The 24,191-nt window shown below is 53.4% G+C and carries 27 protein-coding genes and 1 pseudogene; 7 read left to right on the top strand and 21 right to left on the bottom strand.

Annotation, left to right across the window (positions count from 1 at the left end; all coding sequences use genetic code 11):
* Position 1 precedes the first annotated feature (1 nt).
* The 15 genes from FEM44_RS08415 to FEM44_RS08345 form a co-directional block, all read right to left on the bottom strand.
* Positions 2-586, bottom strand: a complete 585-nt coding sequence (locus FEM44_RS08415) for a DUF3261 domain-containing protein (RefSeq protein ID WP_135522451.1) — start codon at positions 584-586, stop codon at positions 2-4.
* Entirely contained in the window at positions 583-2,901 is a 2,319-nt protein-coding gene (locus FEM44_RS08410) for an MMPL family transporter (protein ID WP_135522452.1), read from the bottom strand. The genes FEM44_RS08415 and FEM44_RS08410 overlap by 4 nt, the downstream gene beginning before the upstream one ends.
* Positions 2,870-3,475 carry a LolA family protein gene (locus FEM44_RS08405; protein ID WP_135522453.1) on the bottom strand — a complete coding sequence of 202 codons (606 nt, stop codon included), beginning with the start codon at positions 3,473-3,475 and terminating at the stop codon, positions 2,870-2,872. The genes FEM44_RS08410 and FEM44_RS08405 overlap by 32 nt, the downstream gene beginning before the upstream one ends.
* Entirely contained in the window at positions 3,472-3,894 is a 423-nt protein-coding gene (locus FEM44_RS08400; RefSeq protein ID WP_135522454.1) for an acyl-CoA thioesterase, read from the bottom strand. The genes FEM44_RS08405 and FEM44_RS08400 overlap by 4 nt, the downstream gene beginning before the upstream one ends.
* A gap of 3 nt (positions 3,895-3,897) precedes the next feature.
* Positions 3,898-5,574: a glycosyltransferase family 2 protein gene (locus tag FEM44_RS08395; protein WP_135522455.1), complete on the bottom strand. Its 1,677-nt coding sequence runs from the start codon at positions 5,572-5,574 to the stop codon at positions 3,898-3,900.
* Positions 5,565-5,918: a 3-hydroxyacyl-ACP dehydratase FabZ family protein gene (locus FEM44_RS08390; protein ID WP_135487109.1), complete on the bottom strand. Its 354-nt coding sequence runs from the start codon at positions 5,916-5,918 to the stop codon at positions 5,565-5,567. Before FEM44_RS08390 ends, FEM44_RS08395 begins: the two co-directional genes overlap by 10 nt.
* Positions 5,905-7,266: an AMP-binding protein gene (locus FEM44_RS08385; protein ID WP_135522456.1), complete on the bottom strand. Its 1,362-nt coding sequence runs from the start codon at positions 7,264-7,266 to the stop codon at positions 5,905-5,907. The genes FEM44_RS08390 and FEM44_RS08385 overlap by 14 nt, the downstream gene beginning before the upstream one ends.
* Positions 7,263-7,844, bottom strand: a complete 582-nt coding sequence (locus FEM44_RS08380) for a hypothetical protein (RefSeq protein ID WP_135522457.1) — start codon at positions 7,842-7,844, stop codon at positions 7,263-7,265. Before FEM44_RS08380 ends, FEM44_RS08385 begins: the two co-directional genes overlap by 4 nt.
* A gap of 4 nt (positions 7,845-7,848) precedes the next feature.
* Positions 7,849-8,100, bottom strand: coding sequence for an acyl carrier protein (locus FEM44_RS08375; RefSeq protein ID WP_135522458.1), 252 nt, complete (start codon positions 8,098-8,100; stop codon positions 7,849-7,851).
* Between the two features lie 11 nt (positions 8,101-8,111).
* On the bottom strand, positions 8,112-8,369 hold the full coding sequence (locus tag FEM44_RS08370; protein WP_001148684.1) for a phosphopantetheine-binding protein: 258 nt from the start codon (positions 8,367-8,369) through the stop codon (positions 8,112-8,114).
* Complete coding sequence (locus FEM44_RS08365; RefSeq protein WP_135522459.1) at positions 8,344-9,165, bottom strand: lysophospholipid acyltransferase family protein; 822 nt, start codon at positions 9,163-9,165, stop codon at positions 8,344-8,346. The genes FEM44_RS08370 and FEM44_RS08365 overlap by 26 nt, the downstream gene beginning before the upstream one ends.
* On the bottom strand, positions 9,162-9,884 hold the full coding sequence (locus FEM44_RS08360; protein WP_135522460.1) for a beta-ketoacyl synthase chain length factor: 723 nt from the start codon (positions 9,882-9,884) through the stop codon (positions 9,162-9,164). The genes FEM44_RS08365 and FEM44_RS08360 overlap by 4 nt, the downstream gene beginning before the upstream one ends.
* A 40-nt stretch (positions 9,885-9,924) precedes the next feature.
* Positions 9,925-10,983, bottom strand: a complete 1,059-nt coding sequence (locus tag FEM44_RS08355) for a methyltransferase (protein ID WP_135522461.1) — start codon at positions 10,981-10,983, stop codon at positions 9,925-9,927.
* 68 nt (positions 10,984-11,051) lie between these two features.
* Positions 11,052-11,429 (bottom strand): hypothetical protein, encoded by a 378-nt coding sequence (locus tag FEM44_RS08350; RefSeq protein ID WP_130209208.1) that lies wholly within the window; start codon positions 11,427-11,429, stop codon positions 11,052-11,054.
* A gap of 393 nt (positions 11,430-11,822) precedes the next feature.
* The gene (locus tag FEM44_RS08345; protein ID WP_135522462.1) at positions 11,823-12,872 is read right to left on the bottom strand and encodes an AI-2E family transporter; all 1,050 of its coding nucleotides are present in this window, start codon (positions 12,870-12,872) and stop codon (positions 11,823-11,825) included.
* A 98-nt stretch (positions 12,873-12,970) separates the two neighbouring features.
* On the opposite strand from FEM44_RS08345, the gene FEM44_RS08340 reads away from it, so the two are divergent.
* Entirely contained in the window at positions 12,971-14,221 is a 1,251-nt protein-coding gene (locus FEM44_RS08340) for an MFS transporter (RefSeq protein ID WP_130209098.1), read from the top strand.
* 3 nt (positions 14,222-14,224) lie between these two features.
* Here the strand turns inward: FEM44_RS08340 and dcrB are convergent, their stop codons facing one another.
* Together dcrB and FEM44_RS08330 are read right to left on the bottom strand one after the other, a co-directional pair.
* Complete coding sequence (dcrB, locus tag FEM44_RS08335; protein WP_130221346.1) at positions 14,225-14,782, bottom strand: phage sensitivity protein DcrB; 558 nt, start codon at positions 14,780-14,782, stop codon at positions 14,225-14,227.
* Between the two features lie 72 nt (positions 14,783-14,854).
* The gene (locus FEM44_RS08330) at positions 14,855-15,520 is read right to left on the bottom strand and encodes a 7-cyano-7-deazaguanine/7-aminomethyl-7-deazaguanine transporter (RefSeq protein ID WP_135522463.1); all 666 of its coding nucleotides are present in this window, start codon (positions 15,518-15,520) and stop codon (positions 14,855-14,857) included.
* Between the two features lie 220 nt (positions 15,521-15,740).
* Between FEM44_RS08330 and tusA the strand changes: the two genes are divergently transcribed.
* On the top strand, positions 15,741-15,986 hold the full coding sequence (tusA, locus tag FEM44_RS08320; protein ID WP_000130621.1) for a sulfurtransferase TusA: 246 nt from the start codon (positions 15,741-15,743) through the stop codon (positions 15,984-15,986).
* A 191-nt stretch (positions 15,987-16,177) separates the two neighbouring features.
* Entirely contained in the window at positions 16,178-16,486 is a 309-nt protein-coding gene (locus FEM44_RS08315) for a hypothetical protein (protein ID WP_135522464.1), read from the top strand.
* Positions 16,487-16,518: 32 nt separating this feature from the next.
* Here the strand turns inward: FEM44_RS08315 and zntA are convergent, their stop codons facing one another.
* Together zntA and FEM44_RS08305 are read right to left on the bottom strand one after the other, a co-directional pair.
* The gene (gene zntA, locus FEM44_RS08310) at positions 16,519-18,717 is read right to left on the bottom strand and encodes a Zn(II)/Cd(II)/Pb(II) translocating P-type ATPase ZntA (RefSeq protein ID WP_135522465.1); all 2,199 of its coding nucleotides are present in this window, start codon (positions 18,715-18,717) and stop codon (positions 16,519-16,521) included.
* A 73-nt stretch (positions 18,718-18,790) separates the two neighbouring features.
* Entirely contained in the window at positions 18,791-19,417 is a 627-nt protein-coding gene (locus tag FEM44_RS08305) for a lysoplasmalogenase (RefSeq protein ID WP_135522466.1), read from the bottom strand.
* A gap of 141 nt (positions 19,418-19,558) precedes the next feature.
* Here FEM44_RS08305 and FEM44_RS08300 point away from each other — a divergent pair.
* Positions 19,559-19,917: pseudogene (locus FEM44_RS08300) on the top strand (DUF2500 domain-containing protein).
* Between the two features lie 2 nt (positions 19,918-19,919).
* Here FEM44_RS08300 and FEM44_RS08295 read toward each other — a convergent pair.
* Positions 19,920-20,189, bottom strand: a complete 270-nt coding sequence (locus FEM44_RS08295; RefSeq protein ID WP_089635439.1) for a DUF1145 family protein — start codon at positions 20,187-20,189, stop codon at positions 19,920-19,922.
* The gene (rsmD, locus tag FEM44_RS08290; RefSeq protein WP_130209084.1) at positions 20,179-20,775 is read right to left on the bottom strand and encodes a 16S rRNA (guanine(966)-N(2))-methyltransferase; all 597 of its coding nucleotides are present in this window, start codon (positions 20,773-20,775) and stop codon (positions 20,179-20,181) included. The genes FEM44_RS08295 and rsmD overlap by 11 nt, the downstream gene beginning before the upstream one ends.
* A gap of 149 nt (positions 20,776-20,924) precedes the next feature.
* Between rsmD and ftsY the strand changes: the two genes are divergently transcribed.
* The 3 genes from ftsY to ftsX are packed head-to-tail and all read left to right on the top strand — an operon-like array spanning position 20,925 to position 24,185.
* Positions 20,925-22,463 carry a signal recognition particle-docking protein FtsY gene (gene ftsY, locus FEM44_RS08285; RefSeq protein WP_138158963.1) on the top strand — a complete coding sequence of 513 codons (1,539 nt, stop codon included), beginning with the start codon at positions 20,925-20,927 and terminating at the stop codon, positions 22,461-22,463.
* 2 nt (positions 22,464-22,465) lie between these two features.
* Complete coding sequence (gene ftsE / locus FEM44_RS08280) at positions 22,466-23,134, top strand: cell division ATP-binding protein FtsE (RefSeq protein WP_000617723.1); 669 nt, start codon at positions 22,466-22,468, stop codon at positions 23,132-23,134.
* Entirely contained in the window at positions 23,127-24,185 is a 1,059-nt protein-coding gene (gene ftsX / locus FEM44_RS08275) for a permease-like cell division protein FtsX (RefSeq protein WP_130209080.1), read from the top strand. The genes ftsE and ftsX overlap by 8 nt, the downstream gene beginning before the upstream one ends.
* The last annotated feature ends 6 nt before the right edge of the window (positions 24,186-24,191 follow it).

The raw sequence follows: 24,191 nt of genomic DNA, 5'->3' as shown, positions 1-24,191 counted from the left end.
ATCAGTCACCTAAGTATTGAATGGTGATGTGGTATTTAAAGACATGCTGTTCAATGCTGATTGGCACGCGTTTGCCTTTGCGATTCAGATAGGTGATTTCCGTGACCAGTTTGCCGCTGGCGTTATGCAGTTCGCGTTTGTCACCGTTGTCGCGAAGTGTCCATCCTGCGGGAAGTTGCGGTTGCCAGGCGCTAATCGGCCAGTGGCTGAGCATCACGTCAGCCAGCACCTGACTTGCGGGCGGTAACTGTGGGACGACGATGGATTGCTCGGCACGTAGCCCTTTTGCATCGTAGGTCACCAGAAACAGACGAATACCGACAGACGATAGCCCGGCAAGGGTGATTTTCTGGTCGTCGGCATTAAGCATCACCAACAGCGACTGGGTTTTGCCGTTGAAGCTGCCGGTCAATAGTTGCTGGGAATTGACGGCGGGTGAAATCCCCGGCGCAGGCAGCGTGATGCGCGTGCCAGGTTGCAGCCACGCCTGCGGACGGCCTTCCTGTTCTGGTTGCGAGTGGCTACAGCCGGTGAGGATAAGCGTAGCGGTCAGGGCGAGCGCCCGCCAGAATGTGTGTTTGATCATTTTTTTGTTCTCTTTTTATCGGGCATAGCCAGCGGCGAAAGCAGGAAGGCGGTGAAAATACCGCTCACCAGCACAATGCCAAAACTGCTGATGGCCTGGGTGGCGCTGAATACCAGCATTCCCAGCGTCAGCAAGGTGGTGAGCATTGCCAGCGTGATCGCCAGTAGTGAAGTTAACGGTGTACCGCGCGGATTACTGAAAAACAGCGTGTAGTTGATGCCGATGCCAAGCACCAGCACCAGCGCCAGCAGCGAAAAGAGATTCACCGCCTGCCCGCTAATCGCCAGCACCGCCAGACCGCAGCCCAGCGAAAGCACCGAAGGTACAAGGCTGATAAGCCCTTTTCGCCAGCCGAGGCGGGCCACTGCGCCGCAGGCAATCACTGCCAGCGCCACCAGCAACAAGCCGGTTAAGACGTAGCGGTAAAGTGCGAACAATTCATCAAAGGTACTTTTGCGATCAACCCAGGCAATGCCGCCAGGGTAATAGCTGGCGATTTCCTGCAACAACTCGCTACTTTTAACCCCTTCAACCGGCACCAGTACGCCGCTTGCGCCGTTTTCCAACGTCAGCCACAGCAGACGCCAGCCTTCACTGGCGGGGCTTGCCAGCCATTCATCGACCTTCACTGGCATGGCATTGAGATCCGGGTTCACCGCCGTCAGCCCGGCGTTTTGCAGCGCTTTCGTTACCGTCGGGGCAGCCGTTTTCAGCAGGTCTAAATCTTCCTCCTGCCGCGGCAGGGAGTTCAGCGGAATAGTGCGGTAGTTGCTGATAAGCCCGTCTTTTTTCGCATTCTCCAGTGAGGTGGTAAATTTCTCCAGCCGCCTCAATGTTTGCTGTGGGGAGTCGCCGTAAACCACAAACCATTTTTGATCGACGCTTTGTCCGGTCAGGGCGGTAATGGCTTTTTCCTGCGCCAGAATATGCTGCGGCAGCGCCTGTAACTGCGAGATATCGTCATCGACGCGTAGCATTGACATCCCCGCCAGCGAAAACAGCGCCAACGCGACGGGCAGACCCAGCGACAGTTTTTTATTACGCCGCCACGCTGCCAGCCAGCGCAGCATCATCGCCATCGCCGGAACCGGACGTACCGGCAGGCCACGGCACAGCCACGGATGCCAGAACAGGACGGTCAGACAGGAGGCGCTCAACCCGACGGCGGCAAAAATCGCCATCTGGCGAATACCGGGGAAAGGGGCGAGCATCATAATCAGATATGCCGCCACGGTGGTGAGCAGCGCCAGTAGTAAGGCATTACGCACTTTCGCCAGGCTTTGCCACGGCGAAACGTCGTTGCCGTGCACCATCCGCTCGGTGAGGTAATAGAGCGTGTAGTCAGCGGAAATGCCGATAACGCTCATACTCATCACCAGCGTCATCAGGTGTAATTCGCCGAAAATCAACAAGGTGGCGACCGTTCCCGCCAGCGCGCCGATGCCGATGGAAATTACGCAAAGCAGCAACGGGCGTAAAGAGCGAAACACCGCCACAATCAGCAATATCACTCCCAGCAGCGTTGCCACGCCCAGGGTGGAGATATCCTGCTTCGCCTGTTGGCTGGCGTAATCGCTGTAAAACACCGTGCCGCGTGAGAGCAACTGAGCCTGCGGGTAACGCGTTTTCAGATCCTTTTCCAGCGTATTCAGGGTCGTGATGAGCTGGTGGGTTTGCTGCATATCAAACGACGATCCCGCCAGTTCGCCGTGCAGCAAATACCAGTAGTTGCCCTGTGGATCCTGAGTCACCAGCCAGCCATCCATCAGCCGCAAACGCTGGCCGTTTTTCGCCATCGCCAGCTGCGAGCCGCGCATTAACATCAGCGGATCGTTTTGTAACTCTTTGCCGCTTACCCCGGAGAACGCGGAATAAAGCTGGGAGAGGATCCACTGCGCCTGCGCTTCGCCGCCGTTTTGCAGGCGGGCGCGGGTGTCGGGGTCAATCAGGCCGTTGCGGTGCTGCCAGAAAAACGCTCCCCACGCTTGCTGGCTGGCGACATCCATTGGCCCTTTAACGTCGCCGAGCGCTGCGGATTTTTGCAGTAGCGTCAGCCACTCCAGAGCCACCCTGGGATTAGCCTCTTTACCGGGGCTGACTAACCACACCAGTTGACGGTCCAGACGCTGCATAAAGCCGTCATTCAGCGCTGGGGGAATATCGCCCATCGCCTGTTTGGGTAACATAGCCAGCACGCTACTGTTCAGCCGTGATTGCGGCAGCAGGTTCAGCAACGCCGCCGCCATGACCAGGCAGACGATCCCCCATAACAGCGCGGGGCGTTTACTGGGCGGCAAAACGTTGGCGTTCGTCATCGGTCAGTTGCGCTGGCGTCAGTTGATGTTGGGTAAGAGCGATATCGGTGCGATCGCCCTGTTTATCATTAAGCTGAATGCTCTCCAGATAGGTTTGCCCGGCGAGATCGATGGTGTTGAAAATTTTATCCAGCGGCGTGGTGGTCGGCGTCAGGCGCAGTGTCCAGCGGCCTTCGCCTTTGTCGGCAAATTCGACGCGGAAGTTTTGTTCCAGCACTTTGCGATCGGCCCGGAACAGCGCGCGCAGCAGGTGGTTAAACTGGAACATCTGCGGGTTATTTTCTGCCGTGATGATTTGCGGCGGCTGACCGTTGATCACCTGCACCATGCGTTTATCGTCGAGCAATAGCTGCATGGGGAACGGTGAGGTTTGATCCCACAACAGCCCCTGGTCGCGGGCGATCAACATCTGGCCCTGAGATCGTAGCGGCTGCGGCAGATCTTTAATCGTCCGGGTTTGATCGAAATGGGCGCGGATCACCGGCTGTTCGGTAAAGCGTTGCTGAAGATCGTCCAGGGTCAGGGCGCTTACAAACGGGCTAATCAGCAGCGCCAGCAGCGGCAAAAATTTCATGGTTTGACTCCCATGCGTTCAAACAGAATATCGGGGCTGACAAAGCACAGTTCGCGGTTTTGCTCGTCTACCGCGACCTGGATGGTGTATCCGGTGGTGGCGCGTTTTCCCGTTTCGGCATCGAAAATCTGATAGCCAATCCGCAGACGGTTTTCGAACTCTTCGATATGCGCACGCACGCGGATGCGTTGCTCAAAGGTGAGGGCGTGGCGATATTTCACCCGCGCATCGACCACTGGCCACAAATAACCGGACTCTTTCATCTGCCGATAGCCGTAATTGAACTGGTTGAGCAGCGCCTCGCGGGCCACTTCAAAGTAGCGAAAATAGTTACCGTGCCAGGCCACGCCCATCATATCGACGTCGTGAAATGGAATGGTCAGCTCGACTTCAGCGGTAAATCGGGGATCGTTAAGCACCCTTTACTCCTTGTCCTGGACTTCCGGCAGTTGCCAGAAATCGAAAAAATTAAACCAGTCGAGGGGCGACTGGAGCGCGTAATGTTCCAGACGCGCGGCGTAGTGGCCGATAGCGTTTTGCAGCGCCTGCTGGCGTTCGCCACGCGGCAACAGCAGCGGGTCGGCAAAGGTTTCGCAGTGAATATGCAGCTTGCCGTGCTGGCGTAGGGCGAAAATCAGATTCACCGGGCAGCGCAAAATGGACGCGAGAATAAACGGCCCCTGTGGGAAGGGCGCAGGCTGGCCCATAAATGGACTCCAGCAGACGCGCCAGTCGCCGCCGCGTTGCGGGTTGATGGCGATGCGGTCACCGACAATCGCCACCCATTCGCCATTATCCAGCTTCTCTTTCAGCAGGATGGCGGTTTCCGGGCCGATATCTGTTACCGGGAGCAGGTTGATGCCTGCCTGCGGGGCCATCTCTTGCATTATCTGTTTAAAGCGTTGGGCGTTTTCGCTAAACACCAGCGCGTTAATGGTTTTGTAGCCCTGAATTTTTGCCAGCGCCCGGCACACTTCCACATCGCCAAGATGCGAGGCCAGCAGCAATTTGCCGCGCGGATCGCGGACGTCAAGCGCCGCTTCTGCGCCTGGCGCAAACAGCACATCGCGCCCCAGTTGCAGCTCGCCGCGCCAGCTGGCGATTTTGTCGAGCATGGCGTTGCCGAAACGTAGAAAGTGCTGATAGCTGTTGAGTTTTGCTGCCTGTGGTTGCTGTTGGCGCACACGGGCGAGCCAGTCTTGCGACGCTTTACGCGCCCGGCTGGCGGTGAGCCAGTAGACGCCCACCACCGGGTAAAGCAGCGCGCCAAACGCCGTTCTTCCCAGCAGACGCCAGACCAGCAGCATCAGGCGCATTCCCCATAACCCTTTCACCTCACTCTGCCGCGCCCAGTGGCTGGAAGAGCGGCGCATTAACAGCGAAGGAATACGCGGCAACATGCCGAAAAACAGACGCGTGTGCATTAGCGAGATGCGGACGTTATCTTTCAGGGCATCAAAATGCGAAAGCCCGTCCAGCGGATAGGTGACGCGGGTCGGCACGAAATAACTGGTATTTCCCTGCCAGTAGAGGCGCACCATCACTTCGGTGTCGAAATCCATCCGCTTGCCGATGGTGGCGTGTTTTGCCAGTTGCAGCGTTGGCGCAACCGGATAAACGCGAAAGCCGCACATGCTGTCTTTCAGTTGCAGGGAGAGCGTTTCGATCCATACCCATACGTGGGTGACCCAGCGCCCGTACAGCCGTGAGCGGGGGATTGAGTCATCGTAAATTGGCTGGCCGGAGATCAGCGCCGCAGGGTGCTGTTCGGCAAGTGTTAGCAGTTTGGGGATATCTTCAATCGCGTGCTGACCGTCAGCATCCACCTGTACCGCATGGCTGAACCCTGCGTCTGCCGCCGCCTGTAAGCCACGCATCACCGCCGCGCCTTTACCTGCGTTTTCTGCTAAGCGAATTAAGGTCACGCCAGGCTGTTCGTTAACCAGCTTATCCAGTTGCTGTTGCGTGGCGGCATCGCTGCCGTCATCCACCACAATACAGGGCAGATTAAATGGCTTAAGACGCGCCAGCACGCCTGGCATCATCGCGCCGTGGTTGTAGCAGGGGATCAACACGCAGGGAGAAAAGTTTACCGACATAGACGGATCTTCCCGCTACTGGCGGTGTGGCGGGCGTCACCGTCGTGACGTTGATAGCTAAAGCTCAGAATCTGACGATCTTCCTGCCAGTTAAGCGTGAGCGTGACGCGGTTATCTGGCAGCAACGGAGACTGGAATTTTATGTTCTGAATGGAGTGAAAACGCCAGCCGGGCGCGAGCAGAGTGAGCGCGTAGCTCATCGCCCAGTCGATTTGCGCCACGCCGGGGAGTAATGGTTGCACGGCAAAATGACCGCGAAACCAGAACAGATCTGCCCTGAGATGCAAAACAATCTCAAGGTGATTCGCTTGTGCCTGATGGCGCTCGATTTCATGGGGCTTCATGAAATAACTCCTGTAATTGCGCATAGACACGCTTGTTCATACTGTTTACTGGCATTTCATCAATAACGCGCCAGTAACGCGGAATGGCAACTGGCTCCAGCGTCGGGCGCAGTAATCGCCGCCAGGTCATTTCCTGGCGATGCCCGCCGCCGTTCTGCCATTGCAGATGAGCTTCGTCATCCAGCACCAGCAAAACGGCAATGCGCTGACGCCCGCCGCGCATAACGGGAACTGCCGCCACCTCGCGAATACCGTCCAGCGCCAGCAGACGTTGTTCCACTTCCTGCAGAGAAATACGTTTTTCTTCAATCTTAACGATGCGTCCGCGACGTCCCATCAGATGGAACTGACCGTCTTCGGTAAACTGCAAGATATCGTCGAGTAACAGGCCGTTATCATCCGCCATCAGCGGTGAAAAGAGGCGAAAAACATCACCTTCTGCCTGGAACTGCATACCTGGGAAGGGTAGCCAGCGGCGTTGCTCTTGTTCGCGGTAACGCCAGGCGATAACGCCGGTTTCCGTGCTGCCGTAGATTTCATCAGGCCAGACGCGCAGCCAGCTCGCAGTGTGTTGTACGTCCTGCCACGGTAGCTCACCGCCAGCAGACAGAAGCACCTGAACAGGCGGCGGGGATAGCTGAGCATCCAGACGCTTCAAAAATGCCGGGCTGCTGATGAAGATATAGCGATGCTGGTGACTCAACGCGGCAAACTGTTCGACATACCAGAGCATGGCGGCGTGCAGCGGTAATCCCAGCGCCATTGGCAGGAAAACGCGAAAAGTCAGGCCGTACAAATGCTGTGGCAATACGGAACCGACCACCCGACAACCCGCCAGACGTGCGCCTAATCGTTCAGCCAGCAGTTGTGCTTCACGGTCCAGCAAATAAACAGGTTTAATCACCCGCTTCGGCTGCCCTGTAGAACCGGAGGTAAACAACTCGATATAAGCATCTGGTGCTATGGCGGCAAAGGTGAATGATTGTGTCGCGACTTGTGGGGAACTTGCTACCAACAGTAATGAACCTTGCCAGTTAAGTTCGCTGTCGCTAAGTACACCATCGAACAGTTCACGTTGCTCATTAAGCTGGTTAACACGGTTATGCCCCGGAAGCACCGGCGTTTTTCCAGCGTGTAGCGTCGCCAGCAGGGCAACGATAAACAGATAGCTGTTCTCAAAGCATAGCGCCCAGCGTTTCCCGGGCCGTTGCTGCAAACGGCAGATAAGTTGCGCGACATCGTGACGCAAATCGCCCAGCGTCCAGGAGCTTTCGTCCAGCCACGCAATGGGCGTGTCATCAGGGCGTGGCGCAGTCAGCCAGCGTGCAAGCGGTAAGGTCTGCTTCATGAGCGATCTCTTTTCATCACCTGACGGCGCACCAGCCATTCACCAGCCATTAACGTCCCCATCAACAAATAAGCAATCATGCCGTTCCATGCAGTCCATAACGACATATCGCCATGCAGCGCGGTAAAGAGGGCAATTCCGCCGTTGATGATGAAAAAGCCGCACCAGACTTGCGTAACGTGGCGGGTATAGCGCACGCCCTTTTCCGGAAGGTCTGGCTCCTGCAAACGCGCCAACCGCTCAATTATCGGCATTGCCGACCACAGCGAACCGCCAAAAACCGCCAGCATTACCGTATTAACCACTACCGGGTAAAACAGCAGTAGCTGGTGCGTTTTCAACAGAAAGCTGGCGACACACAAGGCGATGCCTACGACAGCGACGATTTGTGTGACGGCTTGTAGTGGCCCCGCCTGGCGACGGGGCTGGCGCAGGCGCAACAAAAGCAGCAGCGCCATCAGCGGCAACAGCCAATGCAGGCCGTTATGTGCCAAACCAAGCCAAATCACAAACGGCCAGGCGAGCAGCAATAATCCGGTCAGCAGCTTAATAATCGGTAGCGAGCGAATGCCCGACATCAGATCAGGCTTCTTGTAGCAGGCGTACTACGGCCTCTACGACATCCTGGACTGTACGCACTGCTTTAAACTCTTCCGGCTTGATTTTCTTACCGGTTTTCTTTTGCAGGTGCACAATCATGTCAACGGCGTCGATGCTGTCCAGTTCCAGATCTTCGTACAGGCGCGCTTCAGGTTTGATGTCCTGCGGATCGATTTCAAACAGCTTGACCAGCAGGGCTGAGACTTCCTGATAGACGGTTTGTTGTTGTGTCATGATGGCTTTCCTCAGGCGCGTTGCGCAGCAATGAAAGAGGCCAGAGTGGCGACGGAGAAAAAGTGCTGACGCATCTCTTCACTTTCCGCGGAGAGCACGATGCCGTACTCATTTTTCACTGCCAGCCCCAGTTCCAGGGCATCGATGGAATCCAGCCCTAAACCGTCGCCGAACAGCGGCGCATCGGTATCGATATCATCAGGAGTCAACTCGTCCAGATTGAGGGTGCTGATGATGAGATTTTTAATTTCCAGATAAAGCGCTTGCATTATTTATTCCTGAGAGAGGTAAACAACCTTGTTGTAATTGAAGCAAAAGATGCCGGTTTAGCTGCCTTGCTGCCAGCGCCGGTTCTTGTGAAGTTGCATCGTAAAATTTATTGATTTCTACCCGCCCACGGACTTCAACCGTAAAAAACGGCCTGGCAGGCGGAACGTCATACCATTTACTTTGTTTATCCAGCAGATGCTCGCTACAGCCGATCGTCACGATGCGTAAATCGCTGGCGCAGCGCACGGCAATATTCGCTGCCCCGCGCTGCAACGTCATTTTTTCACCGGGCTTCGTTCGCGTGCCTTCGGGGAAAATCAGGATAGTGTCGCCCTGTGCCAGTCGCTGTTGGCAACGGGGTAAGAGGGTTTCAGCTTCGCTGTTGATTAAATAATCTGCCGCCCGCACGACGCCGCCAAGAAAAGGATTTTTCAACAGCGCGCTTTTTACCAGGCAGTCAGTTTCTGGCATGACAGATGCCAGTAGTACGTAATCGATCAGCGTGGGATGATTGGCTATGACGAGGCAACCGCGTTCCTGACGTAAGATTTCAGCCCCATTAATCCGATAATCCAGCACGCCAAGCCCTTTTGCGACTGTTAAAAACAGGCGAAAACTGGCGGCAATGCTGCGACGCGCCAAACGACGGCGGCGGGAAGTATCCCACACCAAAACCAACAATACGTTAAACCACACTACAGAGAGCAGTAGTCCGCCGAGGCCAAACAGGGCAAAACACAACCCGGTCATAACCAGTCGCCATGTCCACTCCAGGCGCGACATCAGCTTACTCATCTGCGGTTCCAGCGCCATTGCACGCGCTCGCCAGGCAGTGAAAACTTATCAACATTTTGTAAAAAGTGCTGTAAAAACAACATGCTTTGCGGCAGTGATGTTTCATTGCCCGCAATGACTGGCTGTGTTTCACATTGCCAGTCATCGCCAGCTTCAATCACCAGCGCGACGGCGTACGGCCAGGTCGGCATTTCTGCTGGCAGTTGTGGGTGATAGAACTCAGGCAGAAAGCCATCAAAATCGACCATCAACACGCGCTGGTATCCCGCTTGTAACAGGCTAAGCACTTCACACAAACCTTGCTGGAAACTGTCGCGACCAGCCGAAAGCGATGACGAAACGATCGGTTGTTTGGCCGCAATGGTCAGGTTACCCACGGAAGAGTTGTGTACGGAGAGCGCGAAGTCGGTCGGAGAGAGTGCCTGTTCGGTTGCCAGTGCATGAACAATGCGGTAATTGCGTTCCAGTTCGCCATGACGACTGGTATACAAAACGGCGTCTATTTGATGGCGGCGTAGCATTGCCAGACCGCACTCCACGGCCAGTTTGCTGCCAGAACTGAGACGGCGGGCGGTCATCATTGGCAATTCGCATAATTTTGCAAACGGTGCAGCAGGGTCAATCGCCCACGGCTGGCGCGACCATGCTTGCCATTGCTGGGCTTCGCTAAGTCCAGGCGCCAGTGCCTTCCAGTCGGTAATATTTAATGTAAATTTCATCAACGCGCGCCCGCGGTAAACCAAAATTATTAAGTGACGATTATTTCTTTTGGCATATCAATAATGTATGCCCAACGCCTAAATTATCGTGGCGCTCTGCTACCTGAAATCCTGCATTATTCAGATAGTCGTAAAATTTCTCTGCGCTATAGAAACGGCTGTTACCGTTTGCCATGCAGGTGAAATAAAGTGAGGAGGCATTCAGGCTAAACGATGCCGCTTCAAACCGCTGTGCATCCCAGAACAACTCCATAATGCAAAGTTTTGCGCCGGGCTTCATTACGCTGGCAACTTTGCTGAGTATGCTAATTATTTGTTCGGGTGAAAAACAGTCTAAAAATTGACTCATCCACCAGATATCAGCCTCGCCCGGTAACGGCGCATCGCTTAGCATATCCACAGCATGGAAATCTATACGATCAGAAAAGCCTGCATTCGCGATATTTTCTTTGGCGAGCACGATTTGTTGTGGCAGATCTAATAACGTAACGGTGATGTTTTCGTTGTATTTACAGCAGCGCAAAGCCCACTTACCGGTATTGCCGCCTACATCGTACAAGGTTGTGGGGTTGTTGGCGAATACATAAGGCAGTGCGGCGTTAAATGCGCCATCTGAATAGTAATGATCAAACGCGAACCAGCTTTCACGGGCGGCGTCAGGTAATTGTGAAAGTGCCGGATATATCGTCGGCCAGTCGCCAAATACTTTTAACCCGGAAGGTTTGCCTTCATTGAGTGAATCGGCGAGGAAGAATAGCCCCTGATAACAGACATCCTGGGTGAAATCCATATTCACGCGCGTCATGGTGTCATGCAGGAGGTAATGACCGATTTTCGCCAGGTAATAAATTCCCTCTTTGCAGGTAATAATTCGCCCGCTTAAGCCCATATCTAACAGAACGCTGGCAGCATATTCGTTGATATGACTATTTTCGGTGATATCAGCCAGCGTTGCGCCATGTTTGCCTTGTCGATCCAGATAAGAAAGCACACCCGCATTACGCAGGCAGAGAGCTGTTTGAAAAAGCATGGGGGCAAAGGCAATGCGTTGAGCTTCGGTAATCGCATCCAGTGCGCTAAGAGAATCCTGTTCGTACATGTTGGGCACAACCTGTTAAGAGGGAATTAAATTATTATCGGACCGAAGCGGCCCGACTTTAGGGGAAATTACAAATCTGCGCCAGCCGACAAATTCAGTTGAATATCTTTGTCGAGATTACGGACCCAGCGATTATAGTTTTTATGAATTTGTCCGCCTGATGCTTGCAGGTTCTGACTATTTTCATAATTGATATCGTAGCTGGATGCTGTGTAGTTAATGCGAATTTCTGCTGAATGATCGCGTGATTGTTGACGTGCTTTAATTACGCCTTGTCCGGCTTCGGACATAATCCATTTGCGTTCAACGCCAGCTTTCAGAATCGCTTTTTTTACTTGATCCTGGGTATGACCAGCGCTGACGGTTGAGTGAACTTGATCAATTGGTGCAGTACGCGCACAACCCGCTAAAGCGCCCACAACAGCAATAGCAGCAAACCATTTCATGTAGTGTTTCATTAGAACCCCATTAAAGTATTGTTTTTACGAGTAAAGCAGGATTTAACTATAATTGCTGGTATCACTATTCTTTATTTAGAGAAAAATTTACTTATGAGATAAGTCAGTAAGTGCACATCAGAACAAATCATTTTGAGATGACTAAATTACTGCCAGCGGGGACCAACTATAAGTGAGTGAGAAAAATGAGGCAATAAAAATAACACAATATAATCAGTGCGTTCTCTGGGATGGGAATTTAATAATTATTCGGTGTTTATATATATTTGGCTTAAGGAGTGGTTTTTATAAATTAATTTTCTGAATAATATTTCATCATTTCCTCAAATCAAATGGCCACCGTTAGATAAACAGCAGCCATTGCCTGATCAGGATGCGCTATTAACCTGGTAACCGACTTTTCGGCCTTCCCGGTCCCAGTAAAATCGCCAGTTTGCTACCACCTTTGGTGGTTTCCATCCAGATTTTACAGACGCTGGTTAATGGTACCGAGAGTAGCATTCCTACCGGACCGAGCAGCCATCCCCAAACCAACAACGAAAGAAACACCACCAGCGTGGACATCCCCAGGCGATGGCCCATCATCCGTGGTTCTAAAATATTGCCGATGACCATATGGACAACTAAAAACAATGTGCCGACCAGAATACATTCGTAAACACCATTAAACAGCAGCACCTGAATCATTGGCGGTACGGCGGAAATTACCGCGCCGATATTGGGGACGTAGTTGAGTAAAAACGCCAGTACTGCCCACATCAGCGCAAACTGCACGCCCATCAGCGCCAGCCCCAGCCAGACGATAACGCCCGTCCATAAACTTAGCAGTGTTTTTAATGCCAGATAATGCGAAACGCCTTTTAATGCGCGGTGTAATCCGGCGATGTGAATCTGTGGGTTATTCAACGCAAAGCGCATTTTGTAAGGGACGTGGCGTACTTCAAACAGCATAAAAACAACGGTCATAACCAGCAGAAGTACGCTCGCCATTGCCCCGGAAAGCCCGGTCATCAGCGCAGTGGTGAAGGCGACAACTTTTTCTGAATCCATCCGCTGCAACATTCGTTCCGGCGACATATGCAAATTAAGAAAAGGCAGCATCTCCTGCAATTTAAAAAGCTTGCGCGTCAGCTCCTTATTAAACTTCGGCAGCATAGAGATAAATTCGTTAAACGATGCCGCCAGTACGCCGACCAGCGCAGTAAGCGCAATCAACATCACTACGACTACAATCGTAATGGCAACGGGACGCTGAACTCCGCGACGAATAAACCAGGTCACCAGTGGATTGAGGACGATGGCGAAAAACAGCGCCAGTAACAATTGCACAATGATATCTGCCGCTGCGTGAATACCCGCGAGGATTACTACCAGTGAAGCCAGCTTGAGTAGAATGTGCATGCCCGTTTTATCGGGTTGAGATGTTTCCATTGGGGCTTCCTTATGACTTTTTGTATTAAGTGTAGCGGGAGTCACGCCAGCAATATTCTGATTCTTCTTGCTGATTTACACGCCACCACGTGGTAAAAATGAAACACTGTTGTAAAAATGTGGTGCTCCTCATGCCCGTACCTGTTGCCGAACCGGCGCTTAACGGAATGCGCCTGAATTTGCGCATTGTCTCCATTGTGATGTTTAACTTCGCCAGCTATCTGACCATCGGATTACCGCTCGCCGTGCTACCGGGCTATGTCCATGATGTGATGGGCTTTAGCGCCTTCTGGGCGGGGTTGGTTATCAGTCTGCAATATTTCGCCACGTTGCTGAGTCGTCCTCATGCCGGGCGTTATGCTGATTTGCTGGGGCCAAAAAAGATTGTCGTCTTCGGTTTGTGCGGCTGCTTTTTGAGCGGGCTGGGTTATCTGGTGGCTGGGTTAACCGCCAGTCTGCCAATTATCAGTCTGTTATTACTTTGCCTGGGGCGCGTGATTCTTGGGATTGGGCAAAGTTTTGCCGGAACGGGGTCGACACTGTGGGGCGTTGGCGTGGTCGGTTCGCTGCATATCGGACGAGTGATTTCGTGGAATGGCATTGTCACTTACGGGGCGATGGCGATGGGCGCGCCGTTAGGTGTGGTGTTTTATCACTGGGGCGGTTTGCAGGCGTTAGCATTAATCATTATGGGCGTGGCGCTGGTGGCTATTTTGTTGGCAATACCGCGTCCGACGGTGAAAGCCAGTAAAGGCAAACCTCTGCCGTTTCGCGCGGTACTTGGGCGCGTCTGGCTGTACGGTATGGCGCTGGCGTTGGCTTCCGCCGGGTTTGGCGTTATCGCCACCTTTATCACGCTGTTTTATGACGCTAAAGGCTGGGACGGTGCGGCCTTCGCGCTGACGTTGTTTAGCTGTGCGTTTGTTGGAACGCGATTGTTATTCCCTAACGGCATAAACCGCATTGGTGGCTTAAACGTGGCGATGCTCTGCTTTAGCGTTGAGATAATCGGCCTGCTGCTGGTTGGCGTGGCGACTATGCCGTGGATGGCGAAAATCGGCGTCTTACTGGCGGGGGCGGGCTTTTCGCTGGTGTTCCCGGCATTGGGCGTAGTGGCGGTCAAAGCGGTGCCGCAGCAGAATCAGGGGGCGGCGCTGGCAACCTACACCGTATTTATGGATTTATCGCTTGGCGTGACCGGACCACTGGCAGGGCTGGTGATGAGTTGGGCGGGCGTACCGGTGATTTATCTGGCGGCGGCGGGGCTGGTCGCAATCGCGTTATTGCTGACGTGGCGATTAAAAAAACGGCCTCCGGTGGAAGCACCTGAGGCCGTTTCGTCATCTTAAAACTTACTGAATAACCAGCGTGTTAATGATGTTTTCTGCGGTGGTCTGCGCTTTTTGCTGATCGTCAGCAGGCAGTGTGATTTGCATTGTCAGCAGTTGGTTGCCCACGTTACCCAGAATGACGGAAGAGTATGCCGTCTGGCCTTTAGCAGAGATAACGCTGTCTAACTGCTGCATTTTGTGACCTTTCAGCTCAATGGCTTTGTTGGTCACCACTTGCAGCTGTGGATCGCGGCTACGTTGCTGATCTTCCAGACGCTTCGCCAGCACAGCCAGGTCTTCTTTCGGATCATCGCCCATAATAACAATCACCGCTTTCTGCCCGGTGGCGTCGGACCAGACGTGCATGTTATTGGCCTGTGTTCCCAGCTTACCGCTCTGGTCGGTCATATCCGCTGGCAGCGAGAAGCTTAACTTGCCATCAAGCAGGTTGACGGGATTCGCGGTAGCGTTACTTTCCGCGACTGTACCTTCCGCTGTAGTGTTAGTGTCTTTATCATCACAGGCCGCAAGCCCCATAACCAGCAGGCCAATTCCGACATATTTAACCAGATTGCGCATTGACATCTTCCTTTCGATAAACGGCCATAACGGCTCATTCATCCATCTTATCACAAGTCTGATAACGAACCTTTAACTGGCCTGCAAAGCGTTGATTTCGGATTTATCTGCCAGTCTTTTCAATAGCATATTGAGTAATACGCCATACATTGGCAGGAAAAAAACGATGCTGATTAACACTTTGAAACAGTAATCAACCAGCGCGATTTCCATCCAGTGTTCGGCCATAAAGGCATCCGGACTACGCCAGAAAGCAATGAAGAAGAAGGCCAGCGTGTCACTAACGTTACCGAACAGTGTGGACGCCGTCGGTGCCAGCCACCAGCGGCGATTCTGGCGCAGGCGGTTAAAGACATGCACGTCGAGGATCTGCCCTAGCGCGTAGGCCATAAAGCTGGCAGTAGCGATACGAGCGACAAACAGGTTGAAGTGGGCGAGAGCGCCGAATCCCTGCCATGAACCCATATAGAACAGCGACGAGATGACGTAGGAGATCAGCAACGCAGGGATCATCACCGCAAAGATGATGCGACGAGCCAGCGGTGCGCCAAAAATACGCACGGTCAGGTCGGTAGCAAGAAAAATAAACGGAAAGCTAAACGCGCCCCAGGTGGTATGAAAACCGAAAATAGAGACCGGAAGCTGAACCAGATAGTTGCTGGAGGTGATCACCAGAAGATGAAATAACGATAACCAGAACAACGCCTTGTAGCGTTGAGTTTGTGAGAAAGCGTTCATATTGTACCTTTTTGATTAGCCATTGGGGTGAGGGAACCCAATACGTACGACACGTCTGTTACCTTAACATAATAACGTGCTTACCCTTTTTTCGAGCCGCCGCATGATACTGCTTTATGTTGACAATGCAATGGTTAATTTTCACGCAATCGTTAACCTTGTTTGCTAACGGACTCACAGGGCGTAAACTAGCGCCGTTTTTTTATATGGTGAGAAGAAAATGACCGATCTCTTTTCCAGCCCTGACCACACACTCGACGCGCTTGGCCTGCGCTGCCCGGAACCGGTGATGATGGTGCGCAAAACCGTGCGCAATATGCAGCCTGGCGAAACATTGCTGATTATTGCCGATGATCCAGCCACGACCCGCGATATTCCTGGGTTTTGTACTTTTATGGAACATGAACTGGTTGCTAAAGAGACGGATGGACTGCCTTATCGTTATTTGATTCGCAAAGGTGGTTGATGGGGCAGCCTGATGCGACGCTGGCGCGTCTTATCAGGCCTACGTTGATACGGTCTGTAACCTTCGTTGCATCGAACACGCTCAATGTTGTGATCGGCTTGTAGACCGGATAAGGCGTTCACGCCGCATCCGGCATGTGGGCACGTAAGGGCAATGATTGCCAGCGTTATGGAATGCAAAGGAATGCACAAATGGATTATTTAATTCCAGTTTGTCTGGCATTACTGGGATTACTCGCGATATTCACCCCCAATTGGCTGCTCCCTGTTTTTATCGTTGCGGTGGGATGGCTGGGGTTATTTGGCTGGGGGTGGCTCTGGCTAATGATTTTTTTACCTTTACTTAACGGTGTCGGGCTTGCTTATGCCCTGTGGTTGATGTTCAAAAGGCCATCATTAACATCCCGCCTGGTTGCTGCATTTAGTGTTATCTCCGTCATTCTGATGTTAGCGCTTTATTATGCTTTCCTGACCATGCCGCCGTTCCCGGCCCAGCGCTAAGCCTGATAGCCAGAGGCTATCAGGCAACACCTTTACTTCCTGCGCAACAACCTTAACGCATTCGCCGTTACCAGCACCGTCGCACCTGTATCTGCCAGCACTGCCAGCCACAGACCGGTCATCCCTAAAAGCGTAGTGACGAGGAAGATCCCTTTCAGCCCCAGCGCAATGGTGATGTTCTGGCGGATATTGGCATGAGTGGCGCGTGCCAGTTCAATCATTTGCACCAGGCCGCGCAGGTGGTTATGCGTTAATGCTGCGTCGGCGGTTTCCAGCGCCACGTCTGTGCCGCTGCCCATAGCAATCCCGATGGCGGCAGCTTTCATCGCTGGCGCGTCGTTAATACCATCACCGACCATTGCCAGTGGCGCATGCTGATTCAACTCCGTCACGGCTTTGACTTTATCTTCCGGCAATAGGCCCGCTTTAAATTGCAGCCCCAGTTCCCCGGCGATTGCCGCCGCTGCGCGTGGATTATCGCCGGTGAGGATCACTCCTTTGACGCCCAGCGCGTTCAGTTCATTGATAGCAGTTGCGGCATCGGCGCGCAGGGTATCCTGCAATGCAATGACACCCAGCACATCATCGTTACGCACTACCAGCACTACCGTTTGCCCGGCGCTTTCCAGTTCATTAATCAAACCAGCAAATGCATCAGCGGGATGTTTCCCAGCAGCGCAAATCAATACGCGCTCACCGTTAACCTGCGCTTCAATGCCAGACCCGACCAGCGCCCGCTGTGATTCGGCGGCGGGAATGGCGAGTGCAGCAACCTGCGCTTCACGAACTATGGCTTGTGCCAGCGGATGCGTCGCGCCTTGCTCGACCGCCGCTGCCAGTGTCAGCAGTTCAGATTCGCTAATACCCGTTGCCGGATGGATGGCGGTAACGCGTGGTTTCCCGACGGTCAGCGTTCCGGTTTTATCAAACGCCACCTGGGTAACGCGACCTAGCTGTTCCAGTGCCGCGCCACCTTTAATCAATGCCCCACGACGTGCCGCCGCCGCCAGCCCGGAGGTAATCGCCGCGGGCGTGGAGATAACTAACGCACACGGGCAACCAATCAGCAGCAGCGTCAGCCCTTTATAAATCCACTCCTGCCAGCTGGCGGCAAACAGCAGCGGCGGCACCAGCGTTACCAGCAGGGCGACGGCCATAATCGCTGGCGTGTAAATACGGCTGAAACGGTCGATAAACCGCTCAATGGGTGCGCGGCGCTCTTCGGCTTCTTCGATCAGTTTCAGAATGCGGTCAATGGCGCTGGCACCCGGTTCTGACAGCACTTCCAGCGTTACCAGACGGTCTACGCTGGTGGCGCCTGCAGGAACTTTATCGCCCGTCGCGCGCTCCACAGGAATGGATTCTCCGGTCAGGGCGCTTTCATCAAAACTGGCAAACGGTGAGAGCAGTTTACCGTCGGCAGGCAAACGCCCACCTGCCGCAACTTCAATCACATCACCAGGGCGCAGGCTATTGATCGCCACCTCTTCCCGCTCACCGTTACGCAGGCGCGTGGCGGTTTCTGGTTTCAGCGCCATTAACGCGCTGACCCCTTGACGTGCGCGGCTGGCGGCCCAGCCTTCCAGTCGTTCGCCAATCAAAAACAGCAGCAACACCATCGCAGCTTCAGCCGTTGCGCCAATAAACAGCGCACCAATGGCGGCTACGCTCATTAACGTTTCAATGGCAAAGTAACTGCCGGATTTGATCAGCCGTAATGCCTGACGAGCAATTGGGTACAGCCCAACCAGCGTGGTGGCGATAAAGGCCAGTTGACCGAACGGATGATTAAATTGCTCCAGTCCCCAGCTGATTGCCATCATCACGATAAGCGTAATCAGCGGCAGGTTTTCTTTCAGGCGTGATTCTTGCGGTTCGTCGGTGGCCTGTTCATCGCGCAGGGAATAGCCTGCTTTTTGCACCGCAGATTCAACTTGTGCACGGATGTCATTGTCGGCATCCACCACCAGTTTTTCGGTAGCGAACAACACCTGTACCTGATTCACGCCTGCAAGCTGGCGCACGGCATTTTCTACCTTGCGCGCACAGGCGGCACAGTCCATGCCGCTGACTTTCCAGCTATAGCGGGTGCCGGAGACTTTTTCAGAGAGTGTAGGCTTGCTGGAACATGCGCCGTCGCAGCAACAGTCGTTGGCGTTCTGTGCCGTGGTTAGCGGTTTGAACGCGGCAAATTGAGGGGCTTTTTTGCCGTGATTGTCGGGAGTCGACATGGCATCCTCCGGTTAAGTTTTTTCTCATTAACCGAAGGATACACTCTGGAGTCGACTCCAGAGTCAAGTTTTATCAGAGATACAGCGAGCGGACGATGAGGAAGTGACCGGCAAAATAACAAGCTGCGGCAATGGCGTTATCGGCCCGGAAGCGGCGGCGATAGTGACTACCCAGCCAGACAAAGTTACTGATAAACAGCAACGACGCGCCGACAAACGCAGAGAGCGCCGGAGCGGTCGGACGGAAGAACCACAGTTCACCTGCCAGCCACACCATCACCAGCGTCATACCGACAAAAGTACAGACAGGCCAACGGAACTCTTCCAGACGCGTCCAGATAATGGCCAGCAATAGCGCGCCAAGAACCAGCAGTACCAGCGGCAACGGCCAGAAAAAGGAGAGCGTCATCTGACTGGCAAAATAGATGGTGTACAGCAAGTGTGAGAGGAAAAACGCACCGATGGCGTACATCAGACGCTGGCGTGGTAACAGGGTTAACGCATCGCCCAGCAGCGACGCACATAGCCCCGCCAGCACCAGATAGCTAATGGCGTCGAACATCGGCGCTTGCCAGGCCAGCAACAGCAGTAGCAGAAGAGTTAACGGTTTAAACACCCAGCGTTGCCAGGTTGAACCACGATAGGAGGCATCCACAGATAGCCATGCGGAAAGACAGACAGCGATAAACGACCAAAGCATCTTAGTTCCTTGAATTCGTTATTATTTAGTAAGCGGAATGCCTACAGTCTTGCTATTCAGTTTAGTGGCGAGGGCGGACAGATGACAACACCATAACGGGCAGGGTATGCTTATTTCCGCATTTTCCGATAAGGTACAAAGATGAGTAAACCACCTCTTTTCTTTATTGTTATCATTGGCTTAATTGTTGTCGCTGCATCGTTTCGCTTTATGCAGCAGCGGCGGGAAAAAGCTGATAATGATATGGCACCGCTCCAGCAAAAGCTGGTGGTGGTGAGTAACAAGCGGGAAAACCAATTAACGATCGCCGTTCGCGCCAGCAGGAAGTGACTCCGGCTGGCACCAGTATGCGCTATGAGGCAAGCTTCAAACCGCAAAGCGGTGGACTGGAGCAGACGTTCCGTCTAGATGCCCAGCAGTACCACGCCCTGACAGTGGGCGATAAAGGTACGCTGAGCTATAAAGGCACGCGTTTTGTCAGCTTTGTTGGCGAACAATAAGGTTATTTTTTAACTTTAAATTTCTTCTGCCAGGCCAGCAGTTCAAACACGCCGAAAAGGAAAATACGCACCTTTTCGGCGGTGGTAAGCTGCGGACCATCCTTCGGCAAAGTGGATTTCAATAGCGCCAGCTGCATACCATGCATCAGCACGGTAAAAATCAGCGCCACGTTAACGAAAATATTCAGCGGTCGCGGAAATGGCTGAACAAGATTGAGGATTAAAAATCCCCATACGCAAAGCATTAACAAACGTCCAATATTAATCAGCATCACTTTCTCCTTGTGTTTCACGCTGATACAACCGATAAGCAACTTGCCCCGCCACTTTTTCCCGATATAACGACCAGTTTGCCGGAACAGTAGGCAGACCGTTTTCGACTTCACTCTCGACATATATCCAGGCTTCGTCAGCCAGCCAGCCGTTGTCTTCCAGTAAATTAATGGTTTCTTCCAACAAGCCTCGGCGGAATGGCGGATCGACAAACACGATATTATGCGGTGTGCCTTTTTGCGCCAGGAATGACATTGCATTGCTGTTAACCACCCGCGCATTATCTGCTTTCAGGGTTGCCAGATTCTTGATTAATTGCTGATGCACCGCACGATCCATCTCAATCAGCGTGGCGCCCGCAGCGTAGCGAGACAAGGCTTCCAGCCCCAGCGCGCCGCTACCGGCGAAGCAATCCAGACATTGCGCATCGACGATAACCGGAGCCAGCCAGTTAAATAACGTTTCGCGCACGCGATCGGTGGTGGGGCGCAGGCCTGGGCTGTCCGGAACCGGGAGTTTACGGCCTCGCCACTGCCCGCCAATAATGCGGATTTGGCCGCTACCGGAATGATTCGGTTTTTTCATGATAAATTGCTCAATCCGCCAGATAACACATAATTGCAGGCGGTGATGTGTATTCAGTTAAGTGATAGACTATTTCATCATTTTTTTAGCTGCTATGTACATAGCGTTAACGCTGTGCCATGAAGCAACAGCGAGGAGTGTAGTCGCAGATGGCGAAAGAAAAAAAACGTGGCTTTTTTTCCTGGCTGGGCTTTGGTCAAAAAGAGCAGACCCCGGAAAAAGAGACAGAAGTCCAAAATGATCAATCGGTTGTAGAAGAAACAGTCCAGGCAGAAGAGCCTGCGAAGGTTGCTGAACAACCTGTTGAGGAGTTGCCGCAGGCCCATACTGAAGCCGAGGCGGAAACTTTTGCTGCCGAAGTGGTGGAAGTGACTGAACAGGTTGCCGAAAGCGAGAAAGTGCAGCCTGAAGCTGTTATCGAAGCGGAAGTCAGTGCGCAGCCAGAACCCGTAGTGGAAGAATCGCCAGCACCGGTAGTTGAACCTGAAGTTACGCCGGAGCCAGTGGCTATTGAACGTGAAGAGCTGCCGTTGCCGGAAGACGTCAACGCCGAAGAGGTTTCGCCAGAAGAATGGCAGGCAGAAGCGGAAATCGTAGAGATTGTCGAAGCGGCGCAAGAAGAAGCGGCTAAAGAAGAAATCACCGACGAAGAACTGGAAGCACAGGCGCTGGCTGCCGAAGCGGCAGAAGAGGCGGTGATGGTGGTTCCTCCGGCAGAAGAAGAGCAGCCGGTTGAAGAAATTGCCCAGGAGCAAGAAAAACCGACCAAAGAAGGTTTCTTCGCGCGCCTGAAACGCAGCCTGTTAAAAACCAAAGAAAATCTCGGTTCCGGATTTATCAGCCTGTTCCGCGGTAAAAAAATCGACGATGATCTGTTTGAGGAGCTGGAAGAGCAGCTTTTGATCGCCGATGTGGGTGTGGAAACCACGCGTAAAATCATCACCAATCTGACAGAAGGCGCATCCCGCAAGCAGCTTCGTGACGCCGAGGCGCTCTATGGCCTGCTGAAAGAAGAGATGGGCGAGATTCTGGCGAAAGTCGATGAACCACTGAACGTCGAAGGCAAAGCTCCGTTTGTGATACTGATGGTGGGTGTCAACGGTGTGGGTAAAACCACGACGATTGGTAAGCTGGCACGTCAATTTGAGCAGCAGGGTAAATCGGTGATGCTGGCGGCGGGCGATACTTTCCGTGCGGCAGCGGTTGAGCAGCTTCAGGTCTGGGGTCAGCGCAACAATATCCCGGTGATTGCCCAGCATACAGGTGCAGATTCCGCCTCTGTTATCTTCGACGCCATTCAGGCAGCGAAGGCGCGTAATGTTGACGTTCTGATTGCCGATACCGCCGGACGCCTGCAGAACAAATCGCACCTGATGGAAGAGCTGAAGAAAATCGTCCGCGTGATGAAGAAACTCGACGTTGAAGCTCCACATGAAGTTATGCTGACTATCGACGCCAGCACCGGGCAGAACGCGGTAAGCCAGGCCAAACTGTTCCACGAAGCGGTTGGCTTAACCGGCATCACGTTAACGAAACTGGACGGCACGGCGAAAGGCGGGGTAATTTTCTCGGTGGCTGACCAGTTTGGTATTCCTATCCGCTATATTGGTGTCGGCGAACGTATTGAGGATTTGCGTCCGTTTAAAGCGGACGACTTTATAGAGGCACTTTTTGCCCGAGAGGATTAACAATGATTCGCTTTGAACATGTCAGCAAGGCTTATCTCGGTGGGAGACAGGCGCTGCAGGGCGTTACGTTTCATATGCAGCCGGGTGAGATGGCGTTTCTGACCGGTCATTCCGGTGCAGGGAAAAGTACCCTCCTGAAGCTGATCTGTGGGATTGAGCGGCCAAGCGCCGGGAAAATCTGGTTTAGCGGCCATGACATCACGCGTCTGAAAAACCGTGAAGTTCCGTTTCTGCGCCGCCAGATCGGCATGATTTTCCAGGATCACCATCTACTGATGGACCGTACTGTCTATGATAACGTGGCGATCCCGTTGATTATCGCCGGTGCCAGCGGTGACGATATTCGTCGTCGTGTATCGGCGGCGCTGGACAAAGTCGGGCTACTGGACAAAGCGAAAAACTTTCCAATACAGCTTTCTGGCGGTGAACAGCAGCGCGTTGGCATTGCCCGCGCGGTGGTGAACAAACCTGCGGTACTGCTGGCGGACGAACCGACCGGTAACCTGGATGATGCGTTGTCAGAAGGGATTTTACGTCTGTTTGAAGAGTTTAATCGCGTTGGGGTAACAGTATTGATGGCAACACACGACATCAACCTGATTTCACGACGTTCCTATCGCATGCTCACCCTGAGCGATGGTCACTTGCATGGAGGCGTGGGCCATGAATAAGCGCGATGCAATCAATCATATCCGGCAGTTTGGCGGGCGTCTTGATCGCTTCCGTAAATCGGCTGGCGGCTCTGGCGACGGTGGGCGTAACGCGCCGAAACGCGCGAAGTCCTCGCCAAAACCGGCAAATCGCAAAACCAACGTTTTCAACGAACAGGTGCGCTATGCGTTCCACGGCGCTTTGCAGGATCTGAAAAGCAAACCGTTCGCCACGTTTCTAACCGTGATGGTCATCGCCATCTCCCTGACGCTGCCAAGCGTCTGCTATATGGTGTACAAAAACGTTAACCAGGCGGCGACGCAGTATTATCCGTCACCGCAAATTACCGTTTACTTGCAAAAAACGCTGGATGATGACGCCGCTGCGGGCGTGGTGGCGCAGCTACAGGCCGAGCAGGGCGTGGAGAAAGTGAACTATCTTTCTCGTGAAGACGCACTGGGCGAGTTCCGTAACTGGTCTGGTTTTGGTGGTGCGCTGGATATGCTGGAAGAAAACCCGCTTCCGGCAGTGGCAGTGGTGATCCCGAAACTCGATTTTCAGGGGACGGAGTCACTGAATACGCTGCGCGATCGTATCACTCAGATTAACGGCATTGACGAAGTGCGGATGGATGACAGCTGGTTTGCCCGTCTGGCGGCGTTGACCGGGCTGGTCGGGCGCGTTTCGGCGATGATCGGCGTATTGATGGTGGCGGCTGTGTTCCTCGTCATCGGCAACAGCGTGCGTCTGAGCATATTTGCTCGCCGTGACTCCATCAACGTGCAGAAACTGATTGGTGCGACGGATGGTTTCATCCTTCGCCCGTTCCTGTACGGTGGCGCGCTGCTGGGATTTTCTGGCGCATTGTTGTCATTAATTTTGTCAGAAATTCTGGTACTGCGTTTGTCGTCAGCGGTGGCGGAAGTGGCGCAGGTTTTCGGAACTAAGTTTGATATCAATGGCTTATCTTTCGATGAATGTCTGCTTTTGCTGCTGGTGTGTTCGATGATTGGCTGGGTGGCAGCCTGGCTTGCCACGGTACAACATTTACGGCACTTTACGCCTGAATAATAAAAG

The sequence above is a fragment of the Escherichia sp. E4742 genome, from assembly GCF_005843885.1.
Classification (GTDB): Bacteria; Pseudomonadota; Gammaproteobacteria; order Enterobacterales; family Enterobacteriaceae; genus Escherichia.
This window is presented reverse-complemented; position numbering and strand designations above follow the sequence as displayed.

Excerpts from the sequence above, each read along its gene's own strand:
- FEM44_RS08330 (WP_135522463.1), bottom strand. The coding sequence starts at position 15,520 with ATGAACGCTTTCTCACAAACTCAACGCTACAAGGCGTTGTTCTGGTTA.
- FEM44_RS08375 (WP_135522458.1), bottom strand. The coding sequence starts at position 8,100 with ATGACACAACAACAAACCGTCTATCAGGAAGTCTCAGCCCTGCTGGTC.
- rsmD (WP_130209084.1), bottom strand. The coding sequence starts at position 20,775 with ATGAAAAAACCGAATCATTCCGGTAGCGGCCAAATCCGCATTATTGGC.
- FEM44_RS08365 (WP_135522459.1), bottom strand. The coding sequence starts at position 9,165 with ATGAGTAAGCTGATGTCGCGCCTGGAGTGGACATGGCGACTGGTTATG.
- FEM44_RS08390 (WP_135487109.1), bottom strand. The coding sequence starts at position 5,918 with ATGAAGCCCCATGAAATCGAGCGCCATCAGGCACAAGCGAATCACCTT.
- FEM44_RS08410 (WP_135522452.1), bottom strand. The coding sequence starts at position 2,901 with ATGACGAACGCCAACGTTTTGCCGCCCAGTAAACGCCCCGCGCTGTTA.
- FEM44_RS08370 (WP_001148684.1), bottom strand. The coding sequence starts at position 8,369 with ATGCAAGCGCTTTATCTGGAAATTAAAAATCTCATCATCAGCACCCTC.
- FEM44_RS08415 (WP_135522451.1), bottom strand. The coding sequence starts at position 586 with ATGATCAAACACACATTCTGGCGGGCGCTCGCCCTGACCGCTACGCTT.
- zntA (WP_135522465.1), bottom strand. The coding sequence starts at position 18,717 with ATGTCGACTCCCGACAATCACGGCAAAAAAGCCCCTCAATTTGCCGCG.
- FEM44_RS08315 (WP_135522464.1), top strand. The coding sequence starts at position 16,178 with ATGGATTATTTAATTCCAGTTTGTCTGGCATTACTGGGATTACTCGCG.
- FEM44_RS08405 (WP_135522453.1), bottom strand. The coding sequence starts at position 3,475 with ATGAAATTTTTGCCGCTGCTGGCGCTGCTGATTAGCCCGTTTGTAAGC.
- FEM44_RS08305 (WP_135522466.1), bottom strand. The coding sequence starts at position 19,417 with ATGCTTTGGTCGTTTATCGCTGTCTGTCTTTCCGCATGGCTATCTGTG.
- ftsY (WP_138158963.1), top strand. The coding sequence starts at position 20,925 with ATGGCGAAAGAAAAAAAACGTGGCTTTTTTTCCTGGCTGGGCTTTGGT.
- FEM44_RS08360 (WP_135522460.1), bottom strand. The coding sequence starts at position 9,884 with ATGAAATTTACATTAAATATTACCGACTGGAAGGCACTGGCGCCTGGA.
- ftsX (WP_130209080.1), top strand. The coding sequence starts at position 23,127 with ATGAATAAGCGCGATGCAATCAATCATATCCGGCAGTTTGGCGGGCGT.
- tusA (WP_000130621.1), top strand. The coding sequence starts at position 15,741 with ATGACCGATCTCTTTTCCAGCCCTGACCACACACTCGACGCGCTTGGC.
- FEM44_RS08380 (WP_135522457.1), bottom strand. The coding sequence starts at position 7,844 with ATGTCGGGCATTCGCTCGCTACCGATTATTAAGCTGCTGACCGGATTA.
- FEM44_RS08350 (WP_130209208.1), bottom strand. The coding sequence starts at position 11,429 with ATGAAATGGTTTGCTGCTATTGCTGTTGTGGGCGCTTTAGCGGGTTGT.
- FEM44_RS08355 (WP_135522461.1), bottom strand. The coding sequence starts at position 10,983 with ATGTACGAACAGGATTCTCTTAGCGCACTGGATGCGATTACCGAAGCT.
- ftsE (WP_000617723.1), top strand. The coding sequence starts at position 22,466 with ATGATTCGCTTTGAACATGTCAGCAAGGCTTATCTCGGTGGGAGACAG.
- FEM44_RS08295 (WP_089635439.1), bottom strand. The coding sequence starts at position 20,189 with ATGCTGATTAATATTGGACGTTTGTTAATGCTTTGCGTATGGGGATTT.
- FEM44_RS08340 (WP_130209098.1), top strand. The coding sequence starts at position 12,971 with ATGAAACACTGTTGTAAAAATGTGGTGCTCCTCATGCCCGTACCTGTT.
- dcrB (WP_130221346.1), bottom strand. The coding sequence starts at position 14,782 with ATGCGCAATCTGGTTAAATATGTCGGAATTGGCCTGCTGGTTATGGGG.
- FEM44_RS08345 (WP_135522462.1), bottom strand. The coding sequence starts at position 12,872 with ATGGAAACATCTCAACCCGATAAAACGGGCATGCACATTCTACTCAAG.
- FEM44_RS08395 (WP_135522455.1), bottom strand. The coding sequence starts at position 5,574 with ATGTCGGTAAACTTTTCTCCCTGCGTGTTGATCCCCTGCTACAACCAC.
- FEM44_RS08385 (WP_135522456.1), bottom strand. The coding sequence starts at position 7,266 with ATGAAGCAGACCTTACCGCTTGCACGCTGGCTGACTGCGCCACGCCCT.